General features: G+C 62.9%; 17 protein-coding genes, 1 tRNA gene and 2 pseudogenes. 9 read left to right on the top strand and 11 right to left on the bottom strand.

The window, feature by feature from the left end; all coding sequences use genetic code 11:
* Positions 1–76: 76 nt before the first annotated feature.
* Positions 77–2,743, top strand: coding sequence for a DNA topoisomerase III (locus OKW37_RS04650; RefSeq protein ID WP_429356405.1), 2,667 nt, complete (start codon positions 77–79; stop codon positions 2,741–2,743).
* A 188-nt stretch (positions 2,744–2,931) separates the two neighbouring features.
* Here the strand turns inward: OKW37_RS04650 and OKW37_RS04645 are convergent, their stop codons facing one another.
* The gene (locus tag OKW37_RS04645) at positions 2,932–4,038 is read right to left on the bottom strand and encodes a LysR family transcriptional regulator (RefSeq protein ID WP_090802249.1); all 1,107 of its coding nucleotides are present in this window, start codon (positions 4,036–4,038) and stop codon (positions 2,932–2,934) included.
* Between the two features lie 60 nt (positions 4,039–4,098).
* Here OKW37_RS04645 and OKW37_RS04640 point away from each other — a divergent pair, with 60 nt between their 5' ends.
* Positions 4,099–4,368 carry a hypothetical protein gene (locus tag OKW37_RS04640; protein ID WP_184146061.1) on the top strand — a complete coding sequence of 90 codons (270 nt, stop codon included), beginning with the start codon at positions 4,099–4,101 and terminating at the stop codon, positions 4,366–4,368.
* 12 nt (positions 4,369–4,380) lie between these two features.
* Here the strand turns inward: OKW37_RS04640 and OKW37_RS04635 are convergent, their stop codons facing one another.
* The gene (locus tag OKW37_RS04635; protein ID WP_429407822.1) at positions 4,381–6,237 is read right to left on the bottom strand and encodes a phosphoenolpyruvate carboxykinase (GTP); all 1,857 of its coding nucleotides are present in this window, start codon (positions 6,235–6,237) and stop codon (positions 4,381–4,383) included.
* A 387-nt stretch (positions 6,238–6,624) separates the two neighbouring features.
* Here OKW37_RS04635 and OKW37_RS04630 point away from each other — a divergent pair, with 387 nt between their 5' ends.
* Positions 6,625–7,638 carry a D-2-hydroxyacid dehydrogenase family protein gene (locus OKW37_RS04630; protein WP_429407824.1) on the top strand — a complete coding sequence of 338 codons (1,014 nt, stop codon included), beginning with the start codon at positions 6,625–6,627 and terminating at the stop codon, positions 7,636–7,638.
* Between the two features lie 58 nt (positions 7,639–7,696).
* Here the strand turns inward: OKW37_RS04630 and OKW37_RS04625 are convergent, their stop codons facing one another.
* Both OKW37_RS04625 and OKW37_RS04620 read right to left on the bottom strand, forming a co-directional pair.
* Complete coding sequence (locus tag OKW37_RS04625; protein ID WP_090805505.1) at positions 7,697–8,575, bottom strand: patatin-like phospholipase family protein; 879 nt, start codon at positions 8,573–8,575, stop codon at positions 7,697–7,699.
* Positions 8,576–8,653: 78 nt separating this feature from the next.
* A pseudogene (locus OKW37_RS04620) lies at positions 8,654–9,056 on the bottom strand (PaaI family thioesterase).
* 200 nt (positions 9,057–9,256) lie between these two features.
* Here OKW37_RS04620 and OKW37_RS04615 point away from each other — a divergent pair.
* The 3 genes and pseudogenes from OKW37_RS04615 to traT form a co-directional block, all read left to right on the top strand.
* A tRNA-Lys gene (locus OKW37_RS04615) sits at positions 9,257–9,332 on the top strand.
* A 365-nt stretch (positions 9,333–9,697) separates the two neighbouring features.
* Positions 9,698–10,321 (top strand): complement resistance protein TraT, encoded by a 624-nt coding sequence (locus tag OKW37_RS04610; RefSeq protein ID WP_429407827.1) that lies wholly within the window; start codon positions 9,698–9,700, stop codon positions 10,319–10,321.
* 10 nt (positions 10,322–10,331) lie between these two features.
* Positions 10,332–10,451, top strand: a pseudogene (gene traT / locus OKW37_RS04605) (complement resistance protein TraT); the annotation flags it as partial.
* A 114-nt stretch (positions 10,452–10,565) separates the two neighbouring features.
* Here traT and OKW37_RS04600 read toward each other — a convergent pair.
* Positions 10,566–12,083, bottom strand: a complete 1,518-nt coding sequence (locus OKW37_RS04600) for a sensor domain-containing diguanylate cyclase (RefSeq protein WP_429407829.1) — start codon at positions 12,081–12,083, stop codon at positions 10,566–10,568.
* A gap of 436 nt (positions 12,084–12,519) precedes the next feature.
* Between OKW37_RS04600 and OKW37_RS04595 the strand changes: the two genes are divergently transcribed.
* Complete coding sequence (locus tag OKW37_RS04595) at positions 12,520–13,107, top strand: LysE family translocator (RefSeq protein ID WP_184060918.1); 588 nt, start codon at positions 12,520–12,522, stop codon at positions 13,105–13,107.
* A gap of 40 nt (positions 13,108–13,147) precedes the next feature.
* On the opposite strand, the gene OKW37_RS04590 is transcribed toward OKW37_RS04595, so the two are convergent.
* The 5 genes from OKW37_RS04590 to OKW37_RS04570 all read right to left on the bottom strand — a co-directional run bounded on the left by OKW37_RS04590 (position 13,148) and on the right by OKW37_RS04570 (position 18,144).
* Positions 13,148–14,020, bottom strand: a complete 873-nt coding sequence (locus tag OKW37_RS04590) for an AraC family transcriptional regulator (RefSeq protein ID WP_429407832.1) — start codon at positions 14,018–14,020, stop codon at positions 13,148–13,150.
* Between the two features lie 141 nt (positions 14,021–14,161).
* The gene (locus OKW37_RS04585; RefSeq protein WP_184060920.1) at positions 14,162–14,956 is read right to left on the bottom strand and encodes an ABC transporter substrate-binding protein; all 795 of its coding nucleotides are present in this window, start codon (positions 14,954–14,956) and stop codon (positions 14,162–14,164) included.
* Between the two features lie 64 nt (positions 14,957–15,020).
* The gene (locus OKW37_RS04580; protein WP_429407834.1) at positions 15,021–16,175 is read right to left on the bottom strand and encodes a pyridoxal phosphate-dependent aminotransferase; all 1,155 of its coding nucleotides are present in this window, start codon (positions 16,173–16,175) and stop codon (positions 15,021–15,023) included.
* 341 nt (positions 16,176–16,516) lie between these two features.
* Entirely contained in the window at positions 16,517–17,920 is a 1,404-nt protein-coding gene (gene dbpA / locus OKW37_RS04575) for an ATP-dependent RNA helicase DbpA (protein WP_429407836.1), read from the bottom strand.
* Between the two features lie 23 nt (positions 17,921–17,943).
* The gene (locus OKW37_RS04570; protein ID WP_090802271.1) at positions 17,944–18,144 is read right to left on the bottom strand and encodes a hypothetical protein; all 201 of its coding nucleotides are present in this window, start codon (positions 18,142–18,144) and stop codon (positions 17,944–17,946) included.
* On the opposite strand from OKW37_RS04570, the gene OKW37_RS04565 reads away from it, so the two are divergent.
* Complete coding sequence (locus OKW37_RS04565) at positions 18,137–18,274, top strand: hypothetical protein (protein WP_429407838.1); 138 nt, start codon at positions 18,137–18,139, stop codon at positions 18,272–18,274. The two genes, OKW37_RS04570 and OKW37_RS04565, sit on opposite strands and share 8 nt — an antisense overlap.
* Here the strand turns inward: OKW37_RS04565 and cadR are convergent.
* Complete coding sequence (gene cadR, locus OKW37_RS04560) at positions 18,267–18,698, bottom strand: Cd(II)/Pb(II)-responsive transcriptional regulator (protein ID WP_429407840.1); 432 nt, start codon at positions 18,696–18,698, stop codon at positions 18,267–18,269. The genes OKW37_RS04565 and cadR overlap by 8 nt on opposite strands.
* A gap of 81 nt (positions 18,699–18,779) precedes the next feature.
* Between cadR and OKW37_RS04555 the strand changes: the two genes are divergently transcribed.
* Positions 18,780–21,215, top strand: a complete 2,436-nt coding sequence (locus OKW37_RS04555) for a heavy metal translocating P-type ATPase (RefSeq protein WP_429407842.1) — start codon at positions 18,780–18,782, stop codon at positions 21,213–21,215.
* Positions 21,216–21,220: the final 5 nt, after the last annotated feature.

The raw sequence follows: 21,220 nt of genomic DNA, 5'->3' as shown, positions 1-21,220 counted from the left end.
AGGTCTCAAGCGAGCGTCGCGCGCCATGTTGGCCCTCAAGGCCACCAACCCGGATCTACCAACCTCACATCGAGTCATGTCCAAAGCACTGATCATCGCCGAAAAGCCTTCTGTCGCGAACGACATCGCGCGCGCTTTGGGCGGCTTTACCAAGCATGACGAGTACTACGAAAGCGACGACTACGTCCTTTCGTCGGCAGTGGGCCACCTGCTGGAAATCGCCGCGCCCGACGACTACGAAGTCAAGCGCGGCAAGTGGAGCTTTGCCAATCTGCCCGTCATTCCTCCGCATTTCGATCTGAATCCGATCGCGAAGAGCGAGTCGCGCCTGAAGGTGCTGACCAGGCTGATGAAGCGCAAGGACATCGACCGTCTGATCAACGCATGCGACGCGGGGCGCGAGGGCGAACTGATTTTCCGCCTGATCGCGCAGCACGCGAAAGCCAAACAGCCGGTGCAACGGCTGTGGCTGCAGTCGATGACGGCCGGCTCGATCCGCGACGGTTTCGCGCGTCTGCGCAGCGACGAAGAGATGCAGCCGCTCGCCGACGCGGCGCGCTGCCGCTCGGAGGCGGACTGGCTCGTCGGCATCAACGGCACGCGCGCGATGACCGCGTTCAACAGCAAGGGCGGCGGCTTTTTCCTGACCACGGTCGGGCGCGTGCAGACGCCGACGCTTTCGATCGTCGTCGAGCGCGAAGAGAAGATTCGACGCTTCGTGCCGCGCGACTACTGGGAAGTGAAGGCGGAGTTCGTCTGCGCGGGCGGCTTCTACGAAGGCCGCTGGTTCGATCCGAAATTCAAGCGCGACGAGTTCGATCCGGAGAAGCGCGATTCGCGCCTCTGGGCGTTGCCAGCGGCAGAGACGATTGTCGCGGCTTGCCGCGGCCAGCTCGGCACGGTGACCGAGGAGTCGAAACCGTCGACGCAGCTGTCGCCCGCGCTCTTCGACCTGACCAGTCTGCAGCGAGAAGCCAACGGCCGCTTCGGCTTTTCGGCGAAGAACACGCTGGGTCTCGCTCAGGCGCTGTACGAAAAGCACAAGGTACTGACCTATCCGCGAACCGACGCGCGCGCGTTGCCCGAAGACTATCTGGACACGGTCAAGCAGACGCTCGGCATGCTCAAGGAGAGCAACAACTACCTGCCGTTCGCGAAGCAGGTGCTCGACAAGGGCTGGGTGAAACCGAACAAGCGCATCTTCGACAACTCGAAGATCAGCGACCACTTCGCAATCATCCCGACGCTGCAGGCGCCGAAGAATCTGTCCGAGCCGGAGCAGAAGCTCTACGACCTCGTCGTGAAGCGCTTCCTCGCCGTGTTCTTCCCTGCCGCCGAATCCCGAGTGACGACGCGTATCACCGAGGTGGTCGGCCATCACTTCAAGACCGAGGGCAAGGTGCTCGTCGAGCCGGGTTGGCTGCAGATCTACGGCCGTGAAACCAGCGGCGATGACGCGAACCTCGTGCCGGTGCAGAAGGACGAAAAGGTCAAGACCGACAAGATCGCCGCGCAGCAACTGATCACGAAGCCGCCCGCACGCTACAACGAAGCGACGCTGCTGTCGGCGATGGAAGGTGCGGGAAAACTGGTCGAAGACGACGAATTGCGCGAAGCGATGGCGGCCAAGGGGCTCGGCACGCCGGCAACGCGCGCGGCGATCATCGAAGGTCTGCTCACCGAAAAGTACCTGATCCGCGAAGGCCGTGATCTGATTCCGACCGCCAAGGCCTTCCAGCTGATGACGCTGCTACGCGGCCTCGGCGTGAAGGAGCTGACTGCGCCGGAGCTAACCGGCGAATGGGAATACAAGCTGTCGCAGATGGAGCGCGGCAACCTGCCACGCGACGCGTTCATGCAGGAAATCGCGCGCATGACGCAGACTATCGTCAAGCGCGCGAAGGAATACGATTCCGACACGATCCCGGGCGATTACGCGACATTGCAGACACCTTGCCCGCATTGCGGTGGCCAGGTGAAGGAAAACTACCGGCGTTTCGCGTGCTCGAAGTGCGAGTTCTCGATCTCGAAGATTCCGGGCGGCCGTCAGTTCGAGATCGCCGAAGTCGAAGAACTGCTGCAGAACAAGACGATCGGGCCGCTGTCGGGCTTCCGCAGCAAGATGGGGCGGCCGTTCTCGGCGATCCTGAAACTGTCGCTCGACGACGAGATCAAGAATTACAAGCTCGAGTTCGACTTCGGCCAGGACGCAGCCGGCGAAGACGGCGAGCCGCCCGACTTCTCCGATCAGCAGCCGGTCGGCGCGTGTCCGAAGTGCCAAGGCCGCGTTTTCGAGCACGGCATGAGCTACGTCTGCGAAAACTCGGTGGCGAATCCGAAGTCGTGCGACTTCCGTTCCGGCAAGGTGATCCTGCAGCAGGAAATCGCCCGCGAGCAGATGGCCAAACTGCTCGAGGAGGGTCGCACCGATCTGCTGACGAACTTCAAGTCGTCGCGTACCGGCCGTAACTTCAAAGCTTTCCTCGTCAAGCAGAACGACGGCAAGATCGGCTTCGAATTCGAGAAGAAGGAGCCGGCGGCGGCGAAGACCGCAGCGGCGAAGACTTCGGGTGCTCGTTCCGCGGCCAAGGCGATGCCGGAAGCGGACGAAGGTGATACCGCGGTGGCCGTGAAGGCCGAGCCGGCGGAAAAGAAGGTGGCGGCGAAGAAGGCGCCCGCCGCCAAGTCCGCGGCGGCCAGGAAGGCACCGGCGAAAAAGACCGCGGCGCGAAAAACCGGCTAGTAGGGCGAGATTCGGATCGGCGGCTCGCGGTGGTAGCAGGAATAGCTACATTAGCCACCGCAGTCGGCGATCCGTGCACAGCCCGCGGCGTAGTCCGCATCTGTCCATGAAAAAAGGCGCAGTCACTTGAGGTGACTGCGCCTTTTTAATGCCGGCCCGCATCGCTGCGGGCTTCGACATTCAGAGATTTACAGCGGCGATAACGCCGTCGGGCGTGGACTGCGATTGGACGACTTCGTCATCGGCTTCGGCACGGCCGGCGACAGCTCGCTATCGAGAAGCCGCGACAGCGGCTCGGCGCCATCGAACGCTTCCGGTGCGCGCGACTCGGCAGTCTCGAACGCGGCCGAGGTCGCCGGACGCTCCAGGCCGTCCTTGATCCACTGCTCGCCGAGCACGCTGTTCGGCGTCTGGTTGAAGTGCTCGACCAGATGGTCGATGAACGTGCGCACCTTGGCCGGCAGGTGACGGCGGCTTGGGTACGCAATATTGATCTCGACCTGCGGCAAACGGTAATCGCCGAGCAAACGCACGAGCCGGCCGCGCGTCATGTCGCGACCGATCAGATAGCTCGGCAGAATCGCGGTGCCCATGCCGAGCAGCGCAAACTGTCTCAGCATCTCCGTGTTGTTCGCGACGATCACGTTCGACGGCCGCACGCGCACTTCGCCTTCCGGCCCCGTAAACACGCGTTCATCGCCCCAGTATTCGGATGGCAGGCTCAGGCACGGGTGCTCGAGCAGATGTTCGGGACGCGTCGGCATGCCATGCTTTTCCAGATAAGCCGGCGTCGCGCAGACGGTCATGCAGCCCGTGGTCAGACGCCGCGTAACGATACTCGCGCTGCGCATTTGCCGCGCGATCACGACGCCGACGTCGAAGCCCTCCTCGACGAGGTCCACCTGACGATCGACCAGCGTGACGTCGGGAATGACTTTTGGATAGCGCTCCGCGTACGTTTGCAGCACGGGCGCGAGGTTATGCAGCCCGAACACGACGGGCGCGACGATGCGTAGCGTGCCGACGGGTTCGTGATTGCGAGCGACCACCATCTGTTCGACGTCTTCCAGTTCGTCGAGAATCTGACGGGCGCGCTCGAGGTAGACCTGACCGGATTCGGTCAGCGACAAGCTGCGGGTCGTGCGATTGAGCAGCCGCGTACCAAGACGGCCCTCGAGGTCGGCAACGTGACGGGTGGCGACCGCGTTGGAAATATCCATGGCGCTCGCGGCGCGGGCAAAACTGCCGAGATCCGCCACCTTGACGAAAACTCGCATCGACTGCAAATGATCCATATGACAACTCCCTGCCTTGTTACTGCTTCCTGACAATTGGTGAAAACCAGTGAAGCGAACTTGGAATTCTCCTACGACTCGCAAAATCGTGCAGAAGTTGCCCGCAAAATAGGAAATATTGTCAATTTTGGTACGACTGTGTCGATAAAACCGGGGTCTGACCAGCGATTATTCCCAAATCAAAAACAATCTGCTGCGCTGCATCTTGCTCTGTCTTTTTTGTTCGAACAGACGCAACGGTCGTTCGGCCGTTGCGGAACTCGAAAAAACGGAAGTAAACCGGGCGCCCAACGAAAAAACCGCCCGAGGGCGGCTTTTTATGCTGAGTGAGCACTCACATAATCACGCTGTAAGTTTTTCCTCGAGCGCGCGCTTCGCCTCAGTCAGTGCCGGCGGCAGACCGTGTTGCAGCGTGTCAAACAGCTTCGTGTGCAACACGAGCTCGTCGCGCCATGCAGCGTCATCGACGGAAATCACCTGCTCGAACTGCTCGCGGCTGAAGTTCAGCCCGCTCCAGTCGATGTCCTCATAGTGCGGCGAAATGCCGAACGCATGCTCTTCGCCCTGCGCGGTGCCTTCGATGCGGCCGACCATCCAGCTCAGCACGCGCATGTTCTCGCCGAAGCCAGGCCACACGAACTTGCCGTCCGCGCCCTTGCGGAACCAGTTCACGCAGAAGATTTTCGGCAGCTTCTCGCTCAACTGCTGCAGACGCTCGCCGGTCTTCAGCCAATGAGTGAAATAGTCGCTCATGTTGTAGCCGCAGAACGGCAGCATCGCGAACGGATCGCGGCGCACCACGCCCTGCTGTCCAGCCGCCGCGGCGGTGGTTTCAGAGCCCATCGTCGCCGCCATGTAGACGCCCTCGACCCAGTTGCGCGCTTCAGTGACGAGCGGCACGGTGGTCGAGCGGCGGCCACCGAAGATGAATGCGTCGATTGCGACACCGGCCGGGTTTTCCCAGTCCGCGTCGATCGACGGGCACTGCGAAGCCGGCGCCGTGAAGCGCGCGTTCGGATGCGCCGCCTTGCGGCCGGTTTCCTTTGCCTCGGCCGGCGTCCAGTCCTTGCCCTGCCAGTCGATCAGATGCGCCGGCGGCTCGTCGGTCATGCCCTCCCACCAGACGTCGCCGTCGTCGGTCAGCGCGACGTTCGTGAAGATCACGTTTTCCTTCAACGTGGCGAGCGCATTGTAGTTGGTCTTTTCGCTCGTGCCCGGCGCAACGCCGAAGTAGCCGGCTTCCGGATTGATCGCGTACAGGCGGCCGTCCTTGCCCGGCTTGATCCACGCGATGTCGTCGCCGATCGTCGAGATTTTCCAGCCGTTCAGGCCCGCCGGCGGGATCAGCATCGCAAAGTTGGTCTTGCCGCACGCCGACGGAAACGCCGCCGCCACGTGATGCTTGCGCCCGTCCGGCGAGGTGACGCCGAGAATCAGCATGTGTTCGGCGAGCCAGCCCTCGTCGCGGCCCATCGTCGATGCGATGCGCAGCGCGAAGCACTTCTTGCCGAGCAGCGCATTGCCGCCATAGCCCGAGCCAAAGCTCCAGATTTCGCGCGATTCGGGGAAATGCACGATGTACTTGGTCTTGTTGCAAGGCCACGACACGTCCTGCTCGCCCGCCGCGAGCGGCGCGCCGACCGAATGCACGCATGGCACGAACTCGCCGTCCTCGCCGAGCACGTCATACACCTTGCGGCCCATGCGCGTCATGATGCGCATATTGGTCGCGACGTACGGGCTGTCGCTCAACTCGACGCCGATATGCGCGATCGGCGAGCCGAGCGGGCCCATCGAGAACGGCACCACGTACATCGTGCGGCCGCGCATCGCGCCATCGAACAGGCCGTCGAGCGTCGAGCGCATTTCGGCCGGGGCGATCCAGTTGTTGGTGGGGCCGGCGTCCTCGGCGCGCTGCGAGCAGATGAAGGTGCGATCCTCGACGCGCGCGACGTCGGACGGATCGGACCAGGCGAGATAGGAATTGGGACGCTTGGCGGGGTTGAGTTTCTTCAGCGTTCCGGCTTCGACCATCTGCGCGCACAGGCGGTCATATTCTTCCTGCGAGCCGTCGCACCAGACCACTTTTTCAGGCTTGGTCAGCGCGGCGATGCGCTGGACCCAGTCGATCAGCTTGCGGTGTTTGATCCATGTGGGCGCCTCGATAGTGGGCTGGCCTTCGAACGAGGGATGATTCATCGACTTGTCTCCGTTTGAAGCAATAGAAAAACGGTACAAGCCCGGGGACGCTGCATGCGAGAGGCATTGAATTCATCGCGCCGACGTGTCAATTTTCCACTGGCGGCGCATGATCGCGCAGATCGTCCTGGGCCACACAGCTTGCCAGGCGGAGGCGCGCTTCCTACAAGGCTTCTGCAACCTTGTGTAAAGCGGCTTGCCTCAACACGCAACAAACTGCTAAAAACGTTCTCAATTCGTCCTCACGTAGCGTTGCCGTTCGGTTTGTGTGCGACAGCTTCTACGGTAGGACATCTAGCCAGACCAACGTGTGAGCTAAGTCACATGATGGGACAGTCAGCATAACATTCGGTTCGCACCAACGAGGTGCGCCGCAAATTACATACCATGAAGATTGCCATCCTCGACGATTACCAGGACGCCGTTCGCAAGCTCGACTGCTTTCAATTGCTGGCCGACCAGGAAGTCAAAGTATTCAACAATACCGTGCGCGGTCTCGGACAACTTGCGAGCCGTCTTGCGGAAGTCGACGCCCTCGTTCTGATTCGCGAGCGTACCCGCATCACGTCGCAACTACTCGACAAGCTGCCGCGTTTGCGCATGATCAGTCAGACTGGCAAAGTGTCGGGCCACATCGATCTAGCGGCCTGTACCGAGCGCGGCATTGCCGTGCTCGAGGGCAGCGGTTCGCCGGTCGCGCCGGCCGAACTGACGTGGGCACTCATCATGGCCGCCCAACGGCGTATTCCGCAATACGTGGCAAACCTTAAACAGGGCGCCTGGCAGCAGTCGGGGCTGAAGACGTCGGCGCTGCCGCCGAACTTCGGTTTGGGGCAAGTGCTGCGCGGACAGACGCTAGGGATCTGGGGCTACGGCAAGATCGGCCGACTGCTCGCTGGCTACGGCAAGGCGTTCGGCATGAACGTGCTGATCTGGGGCCGCGAGCACTCGCGCGAAGCCGCTCGCGCCGATGGCTACAGCGTCGCGGCGAGTCGTGAGGAACTGTTCGAGACCAGCGATGTGCTGTCCCTGCATCTGCGTCTGCACGACGACACGCGTGGCATCGTCAAGCAGGACGATTTGATGCGCATGAAACCGACCGCGCTGCTCGTGAACACGAGCCGCGCCGAGCTGCTCGAAGAGAGTGCGCTCGTGAACGCGCTGTCGCACAACCGTCCGGGGATGGTCGCGATCGACGTCTACGAAAGCGAACCGATCCTGCAAGGCTACAGCCTTCTGCGCATGGAGAACGTGATCTGCACGCCGCACATCGGCTACGTGGAGCGCGAGAGCTACGAGCTGTATTTTTCGGCGGCGTTCAACAACATCCTCGCGTTCGATGCCGGCGATACCGCCAGTGTCGCGAATCCGGAGGCGTTGCAGGGCGGGCGTCGGCGGTGATTGGTGGGCGAGGCGGCCGGCGGATCAGCTGTGTGCACGCCCCGCCCTGTCGCGTCGCTCATCGCGCTTCGTGCGCTCCCGCCTCCATCAATGCAGGGATGCGTTCAAGGAAGACCTCACCGTCGGCACGGCCAAGGTTATAGGCGTGCACCATCTGCGACGGACTCGTGTAATCCCAACTCGAAATCGGCACCTTGCGCGACGGTTGCACGTAAAGCCGCTGCTGCACGCCGTGTGGCACGACGAACATCTGCGGCCGCGGATAAAGACGCGTGACCATCACGAGCACGTTGCCCGGCGCGTCGGCATCTAGCGCGCCGACCGGCACGTTGTCGACCATGCCGCCGTCCAGCACCGGCCGGCCGTTGCGCCGCAGAACCGGCGTGAACGGCGGTGTACTCGACGATTGCAGGATCAGGTCGGCCAACTCGTCGACGCTTGCGCAATCCTGCGCGCGCACGAATTCCGGATGAAAGCCAAGCGTCCGACCGAGCGTCGGATGCAGCGTCTTACGCACGTATTTTTCGATGTTGTACGCGACCAGCCCTGCCGCGACCGCACTTCTCGCGCCGAGCCAGCGCGGCAGATGCGACACGCCGATGCGGATTTCCGGCGCCTGCGCGAGCCTGGAAAACTTGTCGCCATAGATATCGAGCAGCGCCTGACGGTAGATCCGGTAATGCGGGAACACCGACTCGCCGCGCAGCAGATTGCCCCAGTAGGCGTTGCGCGTGTTATGGCGCAGTGCGTCTTCGTAATAGCGCATAACCCAGTCGGCGTCGCCGCGCGTGTAAATCATGCACGCGGTTGCGGCGCCGGCCGAAATGCCGGTGATCACGCGCGGACGGATGTCGAGCTGCGGCTGCACGACGTCCCAGAAACCCGCCTGCCACCAGCAGCGGTTGCCGCCGCCGGCGAATACGACCTGATCGAACATGCTGCTTTTCCTTGCTTTCCTTTGCTCTTGCTGCGCGCAGATTGTGTTGGCGGCCCCCTCGGGTCCGACGCGCATTCACTAGAGCAGCGCGTAAGTCGTAGTGGCTTGAACCGCCATGTTGCCGCCTTCGTCGAACAGTTCGACTTCGCCAAACACGAGATTGCGGCCCATGCGCAGCACGCGCGCCTTGATCAGCACATCGCCCTTGCGGACCGCGCGCATGAAGTTGATGTTCAGCGACACCGTGCTCATCGGCTTGAAGCCGCCGAGCGCGGCGGTGATGGCGACGACCATCGCCGTATCCGCGGCCGCCATGAATACCTGGCCGCTGATCATGCCGCCCGAGTGTCGCCACTCGCCAGAGAACGGCAGACGCAGCGTGCGCACTTTCCTCGTCGACCTTGATCGGCGTCAACGTGAGCGCCCGGACCCATGGGGCGAGAACTCGGTCGAGCAGCTCGGTAATCTCTTTGTCATCCATGGGAATCCCCGGGCGAAAGCCGCGATGCTGCGTGCGGGAGGTGTCCGCGACATGATACCGGCAGCGTTGGACGCGTCGATGTTTTCGGGATGACGGCTTTGTCGAGGGAACGCTCAAGTTCGGGCGATGCGATCTTTTTAATAACACTGCGAAAAGGGCTTGGCAATCTCAAAAAGATCCTGCATAATTTCGTTCTTGTTGGGGCGTTAGCTCAGTTGGTAGAGCAGCGGACTCTTAATCCGTAGGTCGAGTGTTCGAGTCACTCACGCCCCACCACCAGATTCAAGCAAAAAGCCCGGTCACTGCGACCGGGCTTTTTGCGTTCTGGCGCCTGTGCAGGCAAATGGGACAACGCGGCTGCGGCACACCCATTCGCAAACTACTGCGAGATTGCGCAAGCTGCGCAGCCCTATCACCATACGCCCAACATCCGCTCCCCCGTAATGGCCATGCCATTACCCAATTAGCATAATTTCGCTTCTAACCCTAAAGATTCCCAAGCTAGCAGCCGACATTCCACATGCCCTTCCTTTCCTCATAAGCATGCAAGGACGGGTATCAGCGAAGAAATTAATTCAAATGATTGGCCAGCGTGCAGCAGGGGGACCGTAGTGATCTGCTGCAGAAACACAGGGGAAATTATGAAATTGAACAAACTTGCACTTACAGCAGTTCTTCTGGCTACGGCCGGCACCACCAGCTTGCTGACCGGGTGTGCGGCGACCCAGGTTGCGATCAGCAAGCACGACCTCGATGTCCAGACAAAGATGTCGGACACGATCTTCCTGGACCCGGTCGCCGATTCGAAAAAGACTGTTTTCGTGCAGATCCGCAATACCTCCGACAAGCCTGATTTCGACATCGCGGCTGACGTGAAAGCGGCCGTCTCGGGCAAGGGATACCGCATTGTCGGAGACCCCGACCATGCGCAATATATTCTTCAGGCAAACATCCTGCAGGTAGGCAAGGTCGCTCCGTCGGCGGCCCAGGAAGCATTCGGCGGATATGGCGCCCCTCTTGGCGGTGCCTTTCTTGGCGCGGCCGCCGCGGCATCATTTGGTAGCACGCATGCCGCGCCGATCGCTGGCGCGGCCCTCGCGGGCGGCCTGATCGAACTGGTCGCCAACGCTGCAGTTAAAGACGTGTACTACACCGCCATTACCGACGTGCAAATCAAGGAGCGCCAGCACAGTGGCGTAGCGAGCCACGAAAACTCCACACACAACCTGCACCAAGGCAACAGTGGCGGCACAACCGTGACGTAGCGAAGATACGAACTATCGTACGTATCAGACCCGCATCTTAAGCGTCGCCAACAAGGTGAATCTCGAGTTCGCTGAAGCAGCGCCGCCGCTGCGCAGTGGGCTGGTGCGCGTTATCGCTGGCTCGTTCTAATCCAGGCATCGACAACCGGCGCGAGGTAGCACGTCGCGGAAATCAGAAAGGGTTGCACGCGAAAGCGTCGCAACCCTTCTTCATTTCCGGCGCAGAAAAATCAGGAGCGACCGGTCACCCAACTCCCATCTGCGCGACCCTATTCCTGCCACGGGCCTTTGCCGTATACAACGCCTCATCGGCAGCCCGAACGACGACGCTGACATCCGTCACCCGATCCGACCGCGACGTGGTCGCGCCGATGCTGACCGTCACGCGACCGAACTCGCCGCCCTGGTGCGCGATGCCCAACTCGCCGATCGCCACGCGGATGTTCTCGCCGACCACCCCGGCGCCGGCGGCGTCGGTATCCGGCAGCACCACGACGAACTCCTCGCCGCCGTATCGACCGACGCAATCGCCCGGCCGCTGGATCACCCTGCGGATGCAGCGCGCGACCGCGGTCAGCGCGACGTCGCCGGCCTGATGACCATACGTATCGTTATAGGCTTTGAAGTGATCGATATCGACGAACAGCAGCGATAACACGCTGCCCGTGCGGCGCGCGCGCAGCCATTCGCGCTCGAGCGTTTCGCACAGCGCGCGGCGATTGGGCAGGCCGGTGAGTCCGTCCGTGCCGGCAAGCCGTTCGAGCTCGTGCTCCACCCGCTGTCGACGCTGCAACTCGGCGCCGAGCCACGCCGCCAACACGATCACGCCGATCCCGAAGATCAGCATCAGCGAACCGATCGTCAGCGCGCGCCCCCACCAGCCCGCGTAGATATCGTCGGTCGCCTCGGCGACCAGCACGATCAGCGGCAATTGCGGAATCCGTCTGAACGAGTAAAGCCGCTCGGCGCCATCGAGCGGCGAAGACGCGATTAAGCTGCCCTCGTCTTTCGCGAGCAGGTGCTGGAAGAACGGCGTCTTGCTGATGTCGCTGCCCGTCACGTGTCGATCGTCGGGCCGTCGCACGATGATCGTGCCGTCCGTTCTGACGATCGACACCGAGCCATGCTGCCCGATCCGCAGATCCGCGAACAGGCTCGTGAAATACTCCTGATCGATACCGAGCGCGACGATTCCCGCAAACGATCCGTCAGGCCGGGACAGTCGCCGGCTCAGCGCGATGCTGCGCGAACCGGGTCTGAGTCTCGAGTTGTACGGCGCGCTGACATCGAGCCCGAGATCCGGATCTTCACGATGAATCCTGAAGTACGGACGGTCCGAGAGGTTTCCCCCGCGCGGCACGTCGCTATCCGAATCGATCACGACGTTGCCCAGTGCGTCGATCACCACCATCGCGCCGACGTATTGCCCGGTCGCCGCGCGATCGAACAGGATCTCGCGCCGCAAACGCGGCGAATCGAGCACGCCCGGACGCCCGAGGCCATCGGCGACGGCCTGCAGCGACAGCGCGTACAGCTCGAAATTGCGCGCGATATCGCGCTCGGTGATCGTCGCGACATCGCGCGTCGAATCGAGAGCGCGCGCAATCGCATCCTCGCGGCTCTGATACAGCGCGTAGCCACACAGCGCGAGCATTGCGAGCACCACGCCGCATCCCGCGTAGATGACACCATCGCGTGGCATCCGCCATCTGCGCGCCCATGCGATCAGGACGTGAAACCGGGCCTTTCTTTTGTGGATCATGTGCTCTGCGTTTCCAACGGCGGGAGTCCGTTTGTCGAAGTACTCACTACGCTTCCGGTTTGTTGGGACAGAGCACCCAGCAGATAGCGAATCCATACGCAAGTGGAATCACGCATTTTCGAGGCTTCGGACTGTTTATCGGGCCGAATAATCGCCCGCTGCATAGGGGCATATCATAAGTTTCGATAAATAGAATTTACCTGATAATTCAAAAATTGTTTTTCCTCGGTAACGTTTGCGCGTATTTCTTTTTTAAATTCAAACGCGTGTTTGTTATCGAATCATCGCGTCATCGCCTAATGTTTTTGTGAACCGTTGAAGCCGCAGCGGTTTTAGCTTCTTATCGATTGGGCAATTTCCTTCAATACATGCCCTCGCCGCCTCGTTACCGTTGAGCGTCGCAATCCATTCGCACACTCACGTTTCGAGGCATCCGATGACCGCATTACTCTCGATGGCCGCGTTCGCGCTCGCCAGTTCCATTTCTCCCGGCCCGGTCAACGTCGTCGCGCTGAGCGCCGGCGCGCAGCACGGGCTCGCCGCGAGTCTGCGGCACGTCACTGGCGCGACGGTCGGTTTCACGTTGCTGCTTCTGTTGATCGGCCTCGGCCTGCACGAATTGCTCGCGCGCTTTCCCAATCTGATCGAGATCGTCAAATGGGCGGGCGTGGGCTTTCTGCTCTACATGGCCTACAAGCTCACCATCGATGACGGCCAGCTCGGCGCGGACAAGCCGGCGCGCGGGCCGTCGTTCGCGCACGGCGCGGCCATGCAATGGCTCAATCCAAAGGCGTGGCTCGCGTCGCTGGCCGGCATGAGCGCGTATGCGGCAGGCGGCGACGGCGGGCTCGTCTGGCAATTCACGGCGCTGTACTTCGTGATCTGCTATCTATCGATCGCGAGCTGGGCGTATGCCGGCACGTTTTTGCGCAGGCATCTGCGTGAAGCGAAGCGGGTCCGGGTGTTCAATCGCGTGATGGCGGCGCTGCTCGCGCTCAGTGCGATGTATCTGCTCGTCGAGTGACGCGAGCCGCGCCTGCTTCCCGAGGCGGCTTGATGCCGCGTCACGCTCCACTGCGATATTGGCCCGGCGTCGCCGCCACCAGCCGCTTGAAGGTGCGCTGCAAATGCGCCTGATCGGCGAAGCCGGCATCGAGCGCGACATCGGCGATCAGTGCCCCGCGCCGCAGTTGCCCGCGACTGTACTGGATGCGTCGGTTGATCAGATACGCGTGGGGCGTCATGCCGTAGCGCAGCTTGAACGCGCGTATCAGGTGCGACGCGGACAGCCCGGTGGCTTCGCACACATCGTCGAGTTTCAGCGCGCGCGTGCAGTTTTCGGCGATGTACTCCGCGGCGCGCGCGAGTTGGCCGCTCACGGCACGCTCGGGCAGGCTCGCCGGATTGAGCGTTTGCTGCACGCTGGAGAAGAAGGTGATGGCCGCGCTTTCCTTGCGCAGGGTGTCGTTGTCGTCGTCGTTACCGGCGAGAATCGCACACAGCCGGTTCAGGCTGTCGAACAGCGCGGCATCGAGCGTCATGATCTGCGAAAACGCGCGGAACGCATGGTTCTCGTTGAAGCCCAGCTCGTGCTGCAGTTTCGTGAACCACGCAACGTCGACGTGCAGCATCCGATACGACCACCGCTCGCCGGCAACCGGGTTGCACGCGTGCACATCGTCGGGGTTCATCATCACGACGGCGCCCGCACCGACCCATTCCCGCGCGTGGCGGTTCAGGTACACGCTGCGGCCTCCCGTCACCGCGCCGATCGAAAACGTTTCGTGCGAATGTTTGGCGTAGCAGACCTTGCGGCCATCGTCGATGGAACGCGCCTCGATGAACGGCAGCGCCGCGCTGCGCCAGAAGCGCGGCGCGTCTGCGCCTTTTGCGCGTGCGGTGTTCGCAGCGCTTGCCGCTTCGATCGTCTCGCTCATGCGCGCTCTCCGGTTGATCCGCCGACTTCGCCGTTGTCTCCGACTTCGCGAAGCCTACGTATCGTAGCCGTCAAACGCATGGCCAACAAGCGAACGCGCGGCGCCGCTCGCAAACGGCGCCGCCGGCCGAACGCGACGCGATTACTTCGCGCTGACGTCGATATTGCCGAGATATTTCGCGGCGAGCGTCTTCACCGTGCCGTCGGCTTGCACCTTCGCGATCGCGGCGTTCAACTGATCGCGCAGCGCGGTATCACCCTTGCGAATGCCGTATGCGATGCCGCTGCCGAGAATCTTGTCGTCACGCACAGGCTGACCGACGAACGCGTAGCCCTTACCTTCGGGCTTCGACAGAAAGCCCGTTTGTCCGGCCGGCGCGAGCACGAGCGTGCCGTCGAGACGGCCAGCCGTCAGATCGGCATAGACCTGGTTCTGATCCTGATACGGCAGCACGATCACGCCGGCCGGTTCCCAATGCACCTTAGCGAAGGTCTCCTGAATCGAGCCTTGCAGTACGCCGATGCGCTTGCCCTTCAGCGACTCAGGCGTCGGCTGCAAACCGCTGTCGCTGCGCGCGATCAGCTGCGACGGCACGCGATAGACGACGGTCGTGAAATCGATCGCCTGGCGGCGCTGCTCGGTCGCGTTCATCGCTGAATTGATCGCGTCGAACTTGCGGCCTTGCAGGGCCGGAATCAGGCCGTCGAACGAGGTTTCGACCCACTTGCACGTCATGTGCGCGGCCGCGCAGACCGCATTGCCCACGTCGATATCGAGCCCTTGCAGTTCGCCGTTCGGTCCTTTCGACTCGAACGGCGGGTACTGCGCTTCGAGGCCGAAACGCAGCGTCGCGGTATCGGCGGCGCTTGCGGCCGACGATGCTGCGAGCGACGCGCCGGCACAGGCCAGCGCCAACAAGCACTTGAGCAACTTCATGACATCTCCCTTCATACTTCGAATACTTTGACGACTTCGACACTTCGAGTGTGCTCTCGCGCGCTCAGATTTCACACAAACGCCGCGCGCCTTCGAGCAGCGTCGCGTCGTCCTTCGAGAAACTCAGGCGAATCAGCCCTGAATCCGTGCCGTCGGTGTAGAACGCCGACAACGGAATCGTCGCGACGCGCGCATCGCGGATCAGGCGCAGCACGAAATCGCTGTCGCTTTCATCGGAGAAGCCGCGGAACCGGGCGAGCATAAAGAAACTGCCTTCGCTCGGCAACAGCTCGAAGCGCGATTCGCGCAGCGCATGCGCGAGCAGATCGCGTTTCTTCTGATAGAAGTCGGACAGGCCGAGGTAACTGTCGCGATTGGCGAGCGCGTCGACGAACGCGTGTTGCATCGGCGTATCCGCGGAGAACACCATGAACTGATGGACCTTGCGGATCTCGTCCATCAGCGCGGCGGGCGCGAGGCAGTAGCCGACGCGCCAGCCGGTCACGTGGTACGACTTGCCGAACGACGACACGATCACGCTGCGCTCGGCGAGTTCCTGATGGCGCGCCATGCTCTGATGCTTCGCGCCGTCGAACACGACGTGTTCGTAGACCTCGTCGGACAGAATCACGATGTCGGTGTTGCGCGTGAGCACCTTCAGCCGCTCGATATCGGCGTCGCTAAAAATCGTCGCGGTCGGATTGTGCGGTGTGTTGACGATGATCATGCGCGTCTTCGGCGTGATCGCGGCGGCGACTTCATCCCAGTTCACGCGGAAGTGATCGAGCGACAGCTTGATCGCGACCGGCTTCGCGCCCTGCAGGCGCACGATCGGACCGTAGCTGTCGAACGATGGCTCGAAGTAGATCACTTCGTCGCCCGGATGCACGAGCGCGCTGATCGTCGAATAAAGACCTTCGCTCGCGCTCGCGAGCACGGTCACCTCGCTGGCGGGGTCGTAGCGCACGCCGTACAGCGTTTCGACCTTGTCGGCGAGCGCTTCGCGCAGCGCGCCGATGCCGGCCATCGGCGCGTACTGGTTGTGGCCGGCGCGCATCGCCCGCGCGACGCCGTCGACGAGCTTCGGGTCCGGCGCGAAATTCGGCGCGCCCTGCGACAGGTTCAACGCATCGTGTTGCGCGGCCAGTTGGCCGATCACGGTAAAAATGGTGGTGCCGACGTCCGGCAGTTTCGAGCGGGCTTGCATGGCGCTCTGCATAAGACTTTCTCCCTATCTACACCCGCCGGCGGCCGCGCGAATGGCGGCGGCGGGGCATTCCTTCCGGTGGGGTGATTAGGCATCAGCCAAAGAACGCTCACAATCGAAACTTTGTCATGCGCGGCATGCGTTTTCTTCATGGCTCGCGCGAAGCCGCTCGACGCAGGCCTAAGCCGGCAGGTTCATGGTTTGCGGGGACGCGGTGTGGATTTCGGGGAATGCGGGTAACTGCGTAGGTATGAAGGAATGTGATGCTGAGCGGCCCGGTCGCGAAAACGGCCACTGACGCGGCCGTTTTTCGAGTTATTGGACTTTCAATGAAAGCCGGAGCTTCGGGTGAATCAGGCTTCGTCCATCAAACGAACCTTGACCTTGCGCCCCTTCAGCTTGCCCGCGCTGAGCCGGCGCACCGCCTCGCGCGCGATGCTGCGCTCCACCGCGACATAGGTCGACATGTCGGTCACGTTGATCTTGCCGATCTGCGAGCCCGCGAAGCCGGCGTCGCCGGTCAGCGCGCCGAGCACGTCGCCGGGACGGATCTTGTCCTTGCGGCCGCCGAGGATCTGCAGCGTTTCCATCGGCGGCAGCAGCGGTTCGTTGTTGCCCGCCTTCAGCTCGGCCAGCTTGTGCCATTCGACGTCGCGCTTGTGCGCCTGCTCGATCCCACCGACGCGCCCCATCTCGTCCATACTCGCGAGACTCAGCGCCCAGCCTTCCTGATCGGCGCGGCCCGTGCGGCCGATGCGATGCGTGTGCACTTCCGGGTCCGGCGTCACGTCGACATTGATCACCGCTTCGAGTTGCGCGATGTCGAGGCCGCGCGCGGCGACGTCGGTCGCGACGAGCACCGAGCAGCTGCGGTTCGCGAACTGGATCAGCACCTGATCGCGCTCGCGCTGATCGAGTTCGCCGTGCAGCGCAAGCGCATGGAAGCCCTGCGCGCGCAGCACGTCGAGCAGATCGCGGCACTGCTGCTTCGTGTTGCAGAACGCGATCGTGCTGACCGGACGATAGTGATTCAACAGCAGACCGACCGCGTGCAGACGCTCGTCTTCGGTCACTTCGTAGAAGCGCTGACGGATCTTGCTGTCGTCGTGCCGCTCGGCGAGTTTGACTTCCTTCGGGTTTCGCAGGAATTGCTGGCTCAGCTTCGCGATGCCCTCGGGGTACGTCGCCGAAAACAGCAGCGTTTGGCGCTCTTTCGGGCATTGCCTTGCGACCTTCGCGATGTCGTCGAAGAAACCCATGTCGAGCATGCGGTCGGCTTCGTCGAGCACGAGCGTGTTCAGCGATTGCAAATCGAGGCTGCCGCGTTCGAGGTGATCCATGATGCGGCCCGGCGTGCCGACCACGACGTGCGCGCCGTGCTCGAGGCTCGCCGTCTGCGGGCGCATCGGCGTGCCGCCGCACAAGGACAGCACCTTGATGTTTTCTTCCGCGCGCGCGAGACGGCGGATTTCCTGCGTGACCTGATCGGCGAGTTCGCGCGTCGGGCACAGCACCATTGCCTGCGTGCCGAATTTGCGTACATCGAGGCGCGCGAGCAGCGCCAGCGAAAACGCCGCGGTCTTGCCGCTGCCGGTTTTCGCCTGCGCGATCAGATCTTGACCGGCGAGCGCGATCGGCAGGCTCGCGGCCTGGATCGGCGTCATCTCGACGTAGCCGAGCTGCGTCAGGTTCGCGAGCGTGGCGGGCGGTAGCGGCAACTCGCTGAATGCGGCGCCGGCGGGGGTGGGACTGTTCATAGGATCGTCTGTAGGAATCGCGATTACTCGGCCATCGGGCCCTGATCGGGGCGGCCCGGCAACTGCTCGTACAGCACCGCGCCGTTGTCGCCGTCGAAACGCTCGACGTAATTGCGCGCGCCGCACAGCGGGCAGCGGAACAGCAGCCCCTGGCCTTCGTTCTTGATGACGACGTCGGATTGCTCCCACTGCGCGCCGCAGGACTGGTTTCTACAGGTGAACACGTTGATTCTCCAACTGGATTCGATGATCGATCGGCAAGGTCGCACATGCGGCCTTGCCGTGTATGGGGTTGCCGCGCCGGCGCTGCGTCGTGACGGGATAGCGCTCGACGGCAAGCATGGCGTCAGCTGAGATGCGTATGCCGCGGACGCGGCACGGCCACATCCATGTCGGTCAGGCCGTGCACGATGCCGCAGTCTTCGACCGGATGCTCGCCGTGGCATTGGTCGCGCAGCGTCGTCAGTTGCGCCTTCAGCTGCTGCAGTTCTTCGATACGCGTGTCGATGTGCGCGATGTGCTCGTCGACCAGCGTATGCATGCCGCCACAGCCGTTCGCCGGCGCGTCGGTCAGACGCAGCAATGCGCGGATTTCGTCGTGAGTCATGTCGAGCGCGCGGCAATTGCGGATGAAGCGCAGGCGCTCGACATGCTTTGCCGTGTAACTGCGGTAATTGGCTTCGGTGCGCTCCGCCTCGGGCAGCAGGCGCTCTTTCTCGTAGAAACGGATGGTTTCCGTCGTGCAATGGGCGATTTTCGCCAGTTCGCCGATTTTCATGGACCCTTCCTCCACGCGGCCTTGACCTTGTAGTGGCTTCAGGGTGTTTACTAGACCACAAATCGCACGAGGAAGCCACCAATGCCTGACACCTGCCGTATTGCCACCGATCGTCCGGAACTGGACGAAGCCTGTATGCACGGGGGTTGCGGCGACGTTGATGCGCGGCGCGACCATGATCACGGCAGGGGCACGGGTGAGGGATGTGGGCATTCGCATGGCGGTGAACATGCTTGTGGCGCCGACGTGGGCGGCGGTGATCGGCATGAAGGGCACGATCATCAGGACGGTCATGATCACGGCCACGCCCATGATCATGCTGCTGTCGCTTGCTGCGCCGCTAGCGCTTTTGCGCCTGCGTCGCTGCGCCTGCCTCCGTCCGAAGCCCTCGGCGACGACCTTCGCACCGCAATCCGCATCCTGCAGATGGACTGCCCGACCGAGGAAGCGCTGATCCGCAAGAAACTCGGCCGTATGCCGGTCGTGCGTAGCATGGACTTCAACCTGATGCAGCGCGTGCTGACTGTCGTCCACGCGCCGGAGGCGCTCGAGTCGGTCCTCGCCGCCCTGCGCTCGCTCGACTTCACGCCCGAACTGGCAAGCGACGCCGGAAAGGGTGGGAACGCCGACGCGGTGCCCCAAGCAGCCACTGACGCAATGCGCAAGCCGTGGTGGCCCCTGGTCCTCGCCGGCATCGTCGCGGGAGCCTCAGAAGCCGCTGGCTGGCTCGGCGCGCCGGCCTGGTTGGTGGCGGGTATGGCGGTCGTCGCGATTGCCTCCTGTGGCCTCACGACATATCGCAAGGGCTGGGTCGCGCTGCGCAACGGCAACTTGAACATCAACGCGCTGATGAGCATCGCCGTGACCGGCGCGGCGCTGCTCGGCCAGTGGCCCGAAGCCGCAATGGTGATGGTGCTCTTCACGATCGCCGAGCTGATCGAGGTACGCTCGCTCGACCGCGCGCGCAACGCGATCGAAGGGCTCATGCTGCTCACGCCCGAACAGGCCAGCGTGCAGCAGCCCGATGGAGCGTGGCAGCCCGTCCGCGTCGACGCGATCGTGCCCGGGACGCTCGTGCGCGTGAAGCCGGGCGAGCGGATCGCGCTCGATGGCGAAATCGTCGCGGGCCGCTCGAGCGTCGATCAGGCGCCGATCACCGGCGAGAGCCTGCCCGTCGACAAGGCGATCGGCGACGCCGTATTCGCCGGCACGATCAACCAGGCGGGCTCGTTCGATTATCAAGTGACGGCGGCCGCCGGCAACACGACGCTCGCGCGGATCATCCACGCGGTCGAGGAGGCGCAGGGCACGAAGGCGCCGACGCAGCGCTTCGTCGATGAATTCGCGCGCGTTTATACGCCGATCGTGTTCGCGATTGCGCTCGCCGTCGCTCTGGTCCCACCACTCGTGTTCGGTGGAGCGTGGCACGCGTGGGTGTACAAGGCGCTGGTGCTGCTCGTGATCGCGTGTCCGTGCGCGCTCGTCATTTCGACACCGGTGACGATCGTCAGCGGGCTCGCGGCCGCGGCGCGCAAGGGGATTCTGATCAAGGGTGGCGTTTATCTCGAACAGGGTCGCAAGCTGACCCGGTTGGCGCTCGATAAGACCGGGACGATTACGCACGGGAAGCCAGTGCAGACGGAGTTTGAGGTGGTTGGTGACGCGCGTGAAACGTTCCGATACCGCACGCTTGCGGCAAGCCTCGGGGGCCGCTCCGACCACCCTGTTTCGATGGCGATCGCTGCTGCCGCCAATGACGACGGCGTCGAACACCTGCACGTCGATGCGTTCGAAGCGATCGCTGGACGCGGCGTGCGCGGCGATATCGACGGTATCGCGTACTGGCTCGGCAATCATCGCCTGGTCGAAGAGTTGGGCCGCTGCTCGCCGCAACTCGAAGCGCGTCTCGATGCGCTCGAACAGCACGGCAAAACCGTCGTGATGCTCGCCGATGCGCAGCGCGTGCTCGCGCTGTTTGCGGTCGCTGACACGGTGAAGGAAACGAGCCGCGCCGCCGTCGCCGAATTACGGCGGCTCGGCGTCGGCACCACGATGCTGACCGGCGACAACCGTCATACCGCCGAGGCGATCGCGCAGCAGGTCGGCGTCGATGAAGCGCGCGGCGATCAGTTGCCCGAGGACAAGCTCGACGTGGTCACGCAATGGTCGAGCGATGGCGCGACGGTCGGCATGGTCGGCGACGGCATCAACGATGCGCCCGCGCTCGCGCGCGCTGACATCGGCTTCGCGATGGGTGCGATGGGTACCGACACCGCGATCGAAACCGCCGACGTCGCGTTGATGGACGACGATCTGCGGAAGATTCCGACGTTTATCCGGTTGTCAAAGGCGACCTACGGGGTGCTGGTGCAGAACATCGCGCTCGCGCTTGGCATCAAGAGCGTGTTCCTCGTGCTGACGTTGATGGGCTTCGGCACGATGTGGATGGCGGTGTGCGCAGACGTCGGTGCGAGTTTGCTGGTAGTGGGCAATGGGTTGAGGTTGTTGCGCAAGTGAGTGGG

This window comes from Paraburkholderia sp. MM5482-R2 (assembly GCF_050436125.1).
In the GTDB taxonomy this organism is placed as follows: domain Bacteria; phylum Pseudomonadota; class Gammaproteobacteria; order Burkholderiales; family Burkholderiaceae; genus Paraburkholderia; species Paraburkholderia tuberum.
This window is presented reverse-complemented; position numbering and strand designations above follow the sequence as displayed.

Bases quoted from the DNA above. Each gene is read 5' to 3' on its own strand.
- cadR (WP_429407840.1), bottom strand. From the start codon at position 18,698: ATGAAAATCGGCGAACTGGCGAAAATCGCCCATTGCACGACGGAAACC.
- OKW37_RS04580 (WP_429407834.1), bottom strand. From the start codon at position 16,175: ATGCAGAGCGCCATGCAAGCCCGCTCGAAACTGCCGGACGTCGGCACC.
- dbpA (WP_429407836.1), bottom strand. From the start codon at position 17,920: ATGAACAGTCCCACCCCCGCCGGCGCCGCATTCAGCGAGTTGCCGCTA.
- OKW37_RS04610 (WP_429407827.1), top strand. From the start codon at position 9,698: ATGAAATTGAACAAACTTGCACTTACAGCAGTTCTTCTGGCTACGGCC.
- OKW37_RS04650 (WP_429356405.1), top strand. From the start codon at position 77: ATGTCCAAAGCACTGATCATCGCCGAAAAGCCTTCTGTCGCGAACGAC.
- OKW37_RS04625 (WP_090805505.1), bottom strand. From the start codon at position 8,575: ATGTTCGATCAGGTCGTATTCGCCGGCGGCGGCAACCGCTGCTGGTGG.
- OKW37_RS04595 (WP_184060918.1), top strand. From the start codon at position 12,520: ATGACCGCATTACTCTCGATGGCCGCGTTCGCGCTCGCCAGTTCCATT.
- OKW37_RS04590 (WP_429407832.1), bottom strand. From the start codon at position 14,020: ATGAGCGAGACGATCGAAGCGGCAAGCGCTGCGAACACCGCACGCGCA.
- OKW37_RS04600 (WP_429407829.1), bottom strand. From the start codon at position 12,083: ATGATCCACAAAAGAAAGGCCCGGTTTCACGTCCTGATCGCATGGGCG.
- OKW37_RS04585 (WP_184060920.1), bottom strand. From the start codon at position 14,956: ATGAAGTTGCTCAAGTGCTTGTTGGCGCTGGCCTGTGCCGGCGCGTCG.
- OKW37_RS04635 (WP_429407822.1), bottom strand. From the start codon at position 6,237: ATGAATCATCCCTCGTTCGAAGGCCAGCCCACTATCGAGGCGCCCACA.
- OKW37_RS04645 (WP_090802249.1), bottom strand. From the start codon at position 4,038: ATGGATCATTTGCAGTCGATGCGAGTTTTCGTCAAGGTGGCGGATCTC.
- OKW37_RS04630 (WP_429407824.1), top strand. From the start codon at position 6,625: ATGAAGATTGCCATCCTCGACGATTACCAGGACGCCGTTCGCAAGCTC.
- OKW37_RS04555 (WP_429407842.1), top strand. From the start codon at position 18,780: ATGCCTGACACCTGCCGTATTGCCACCGATCGTCCGGAACTGGACGAA.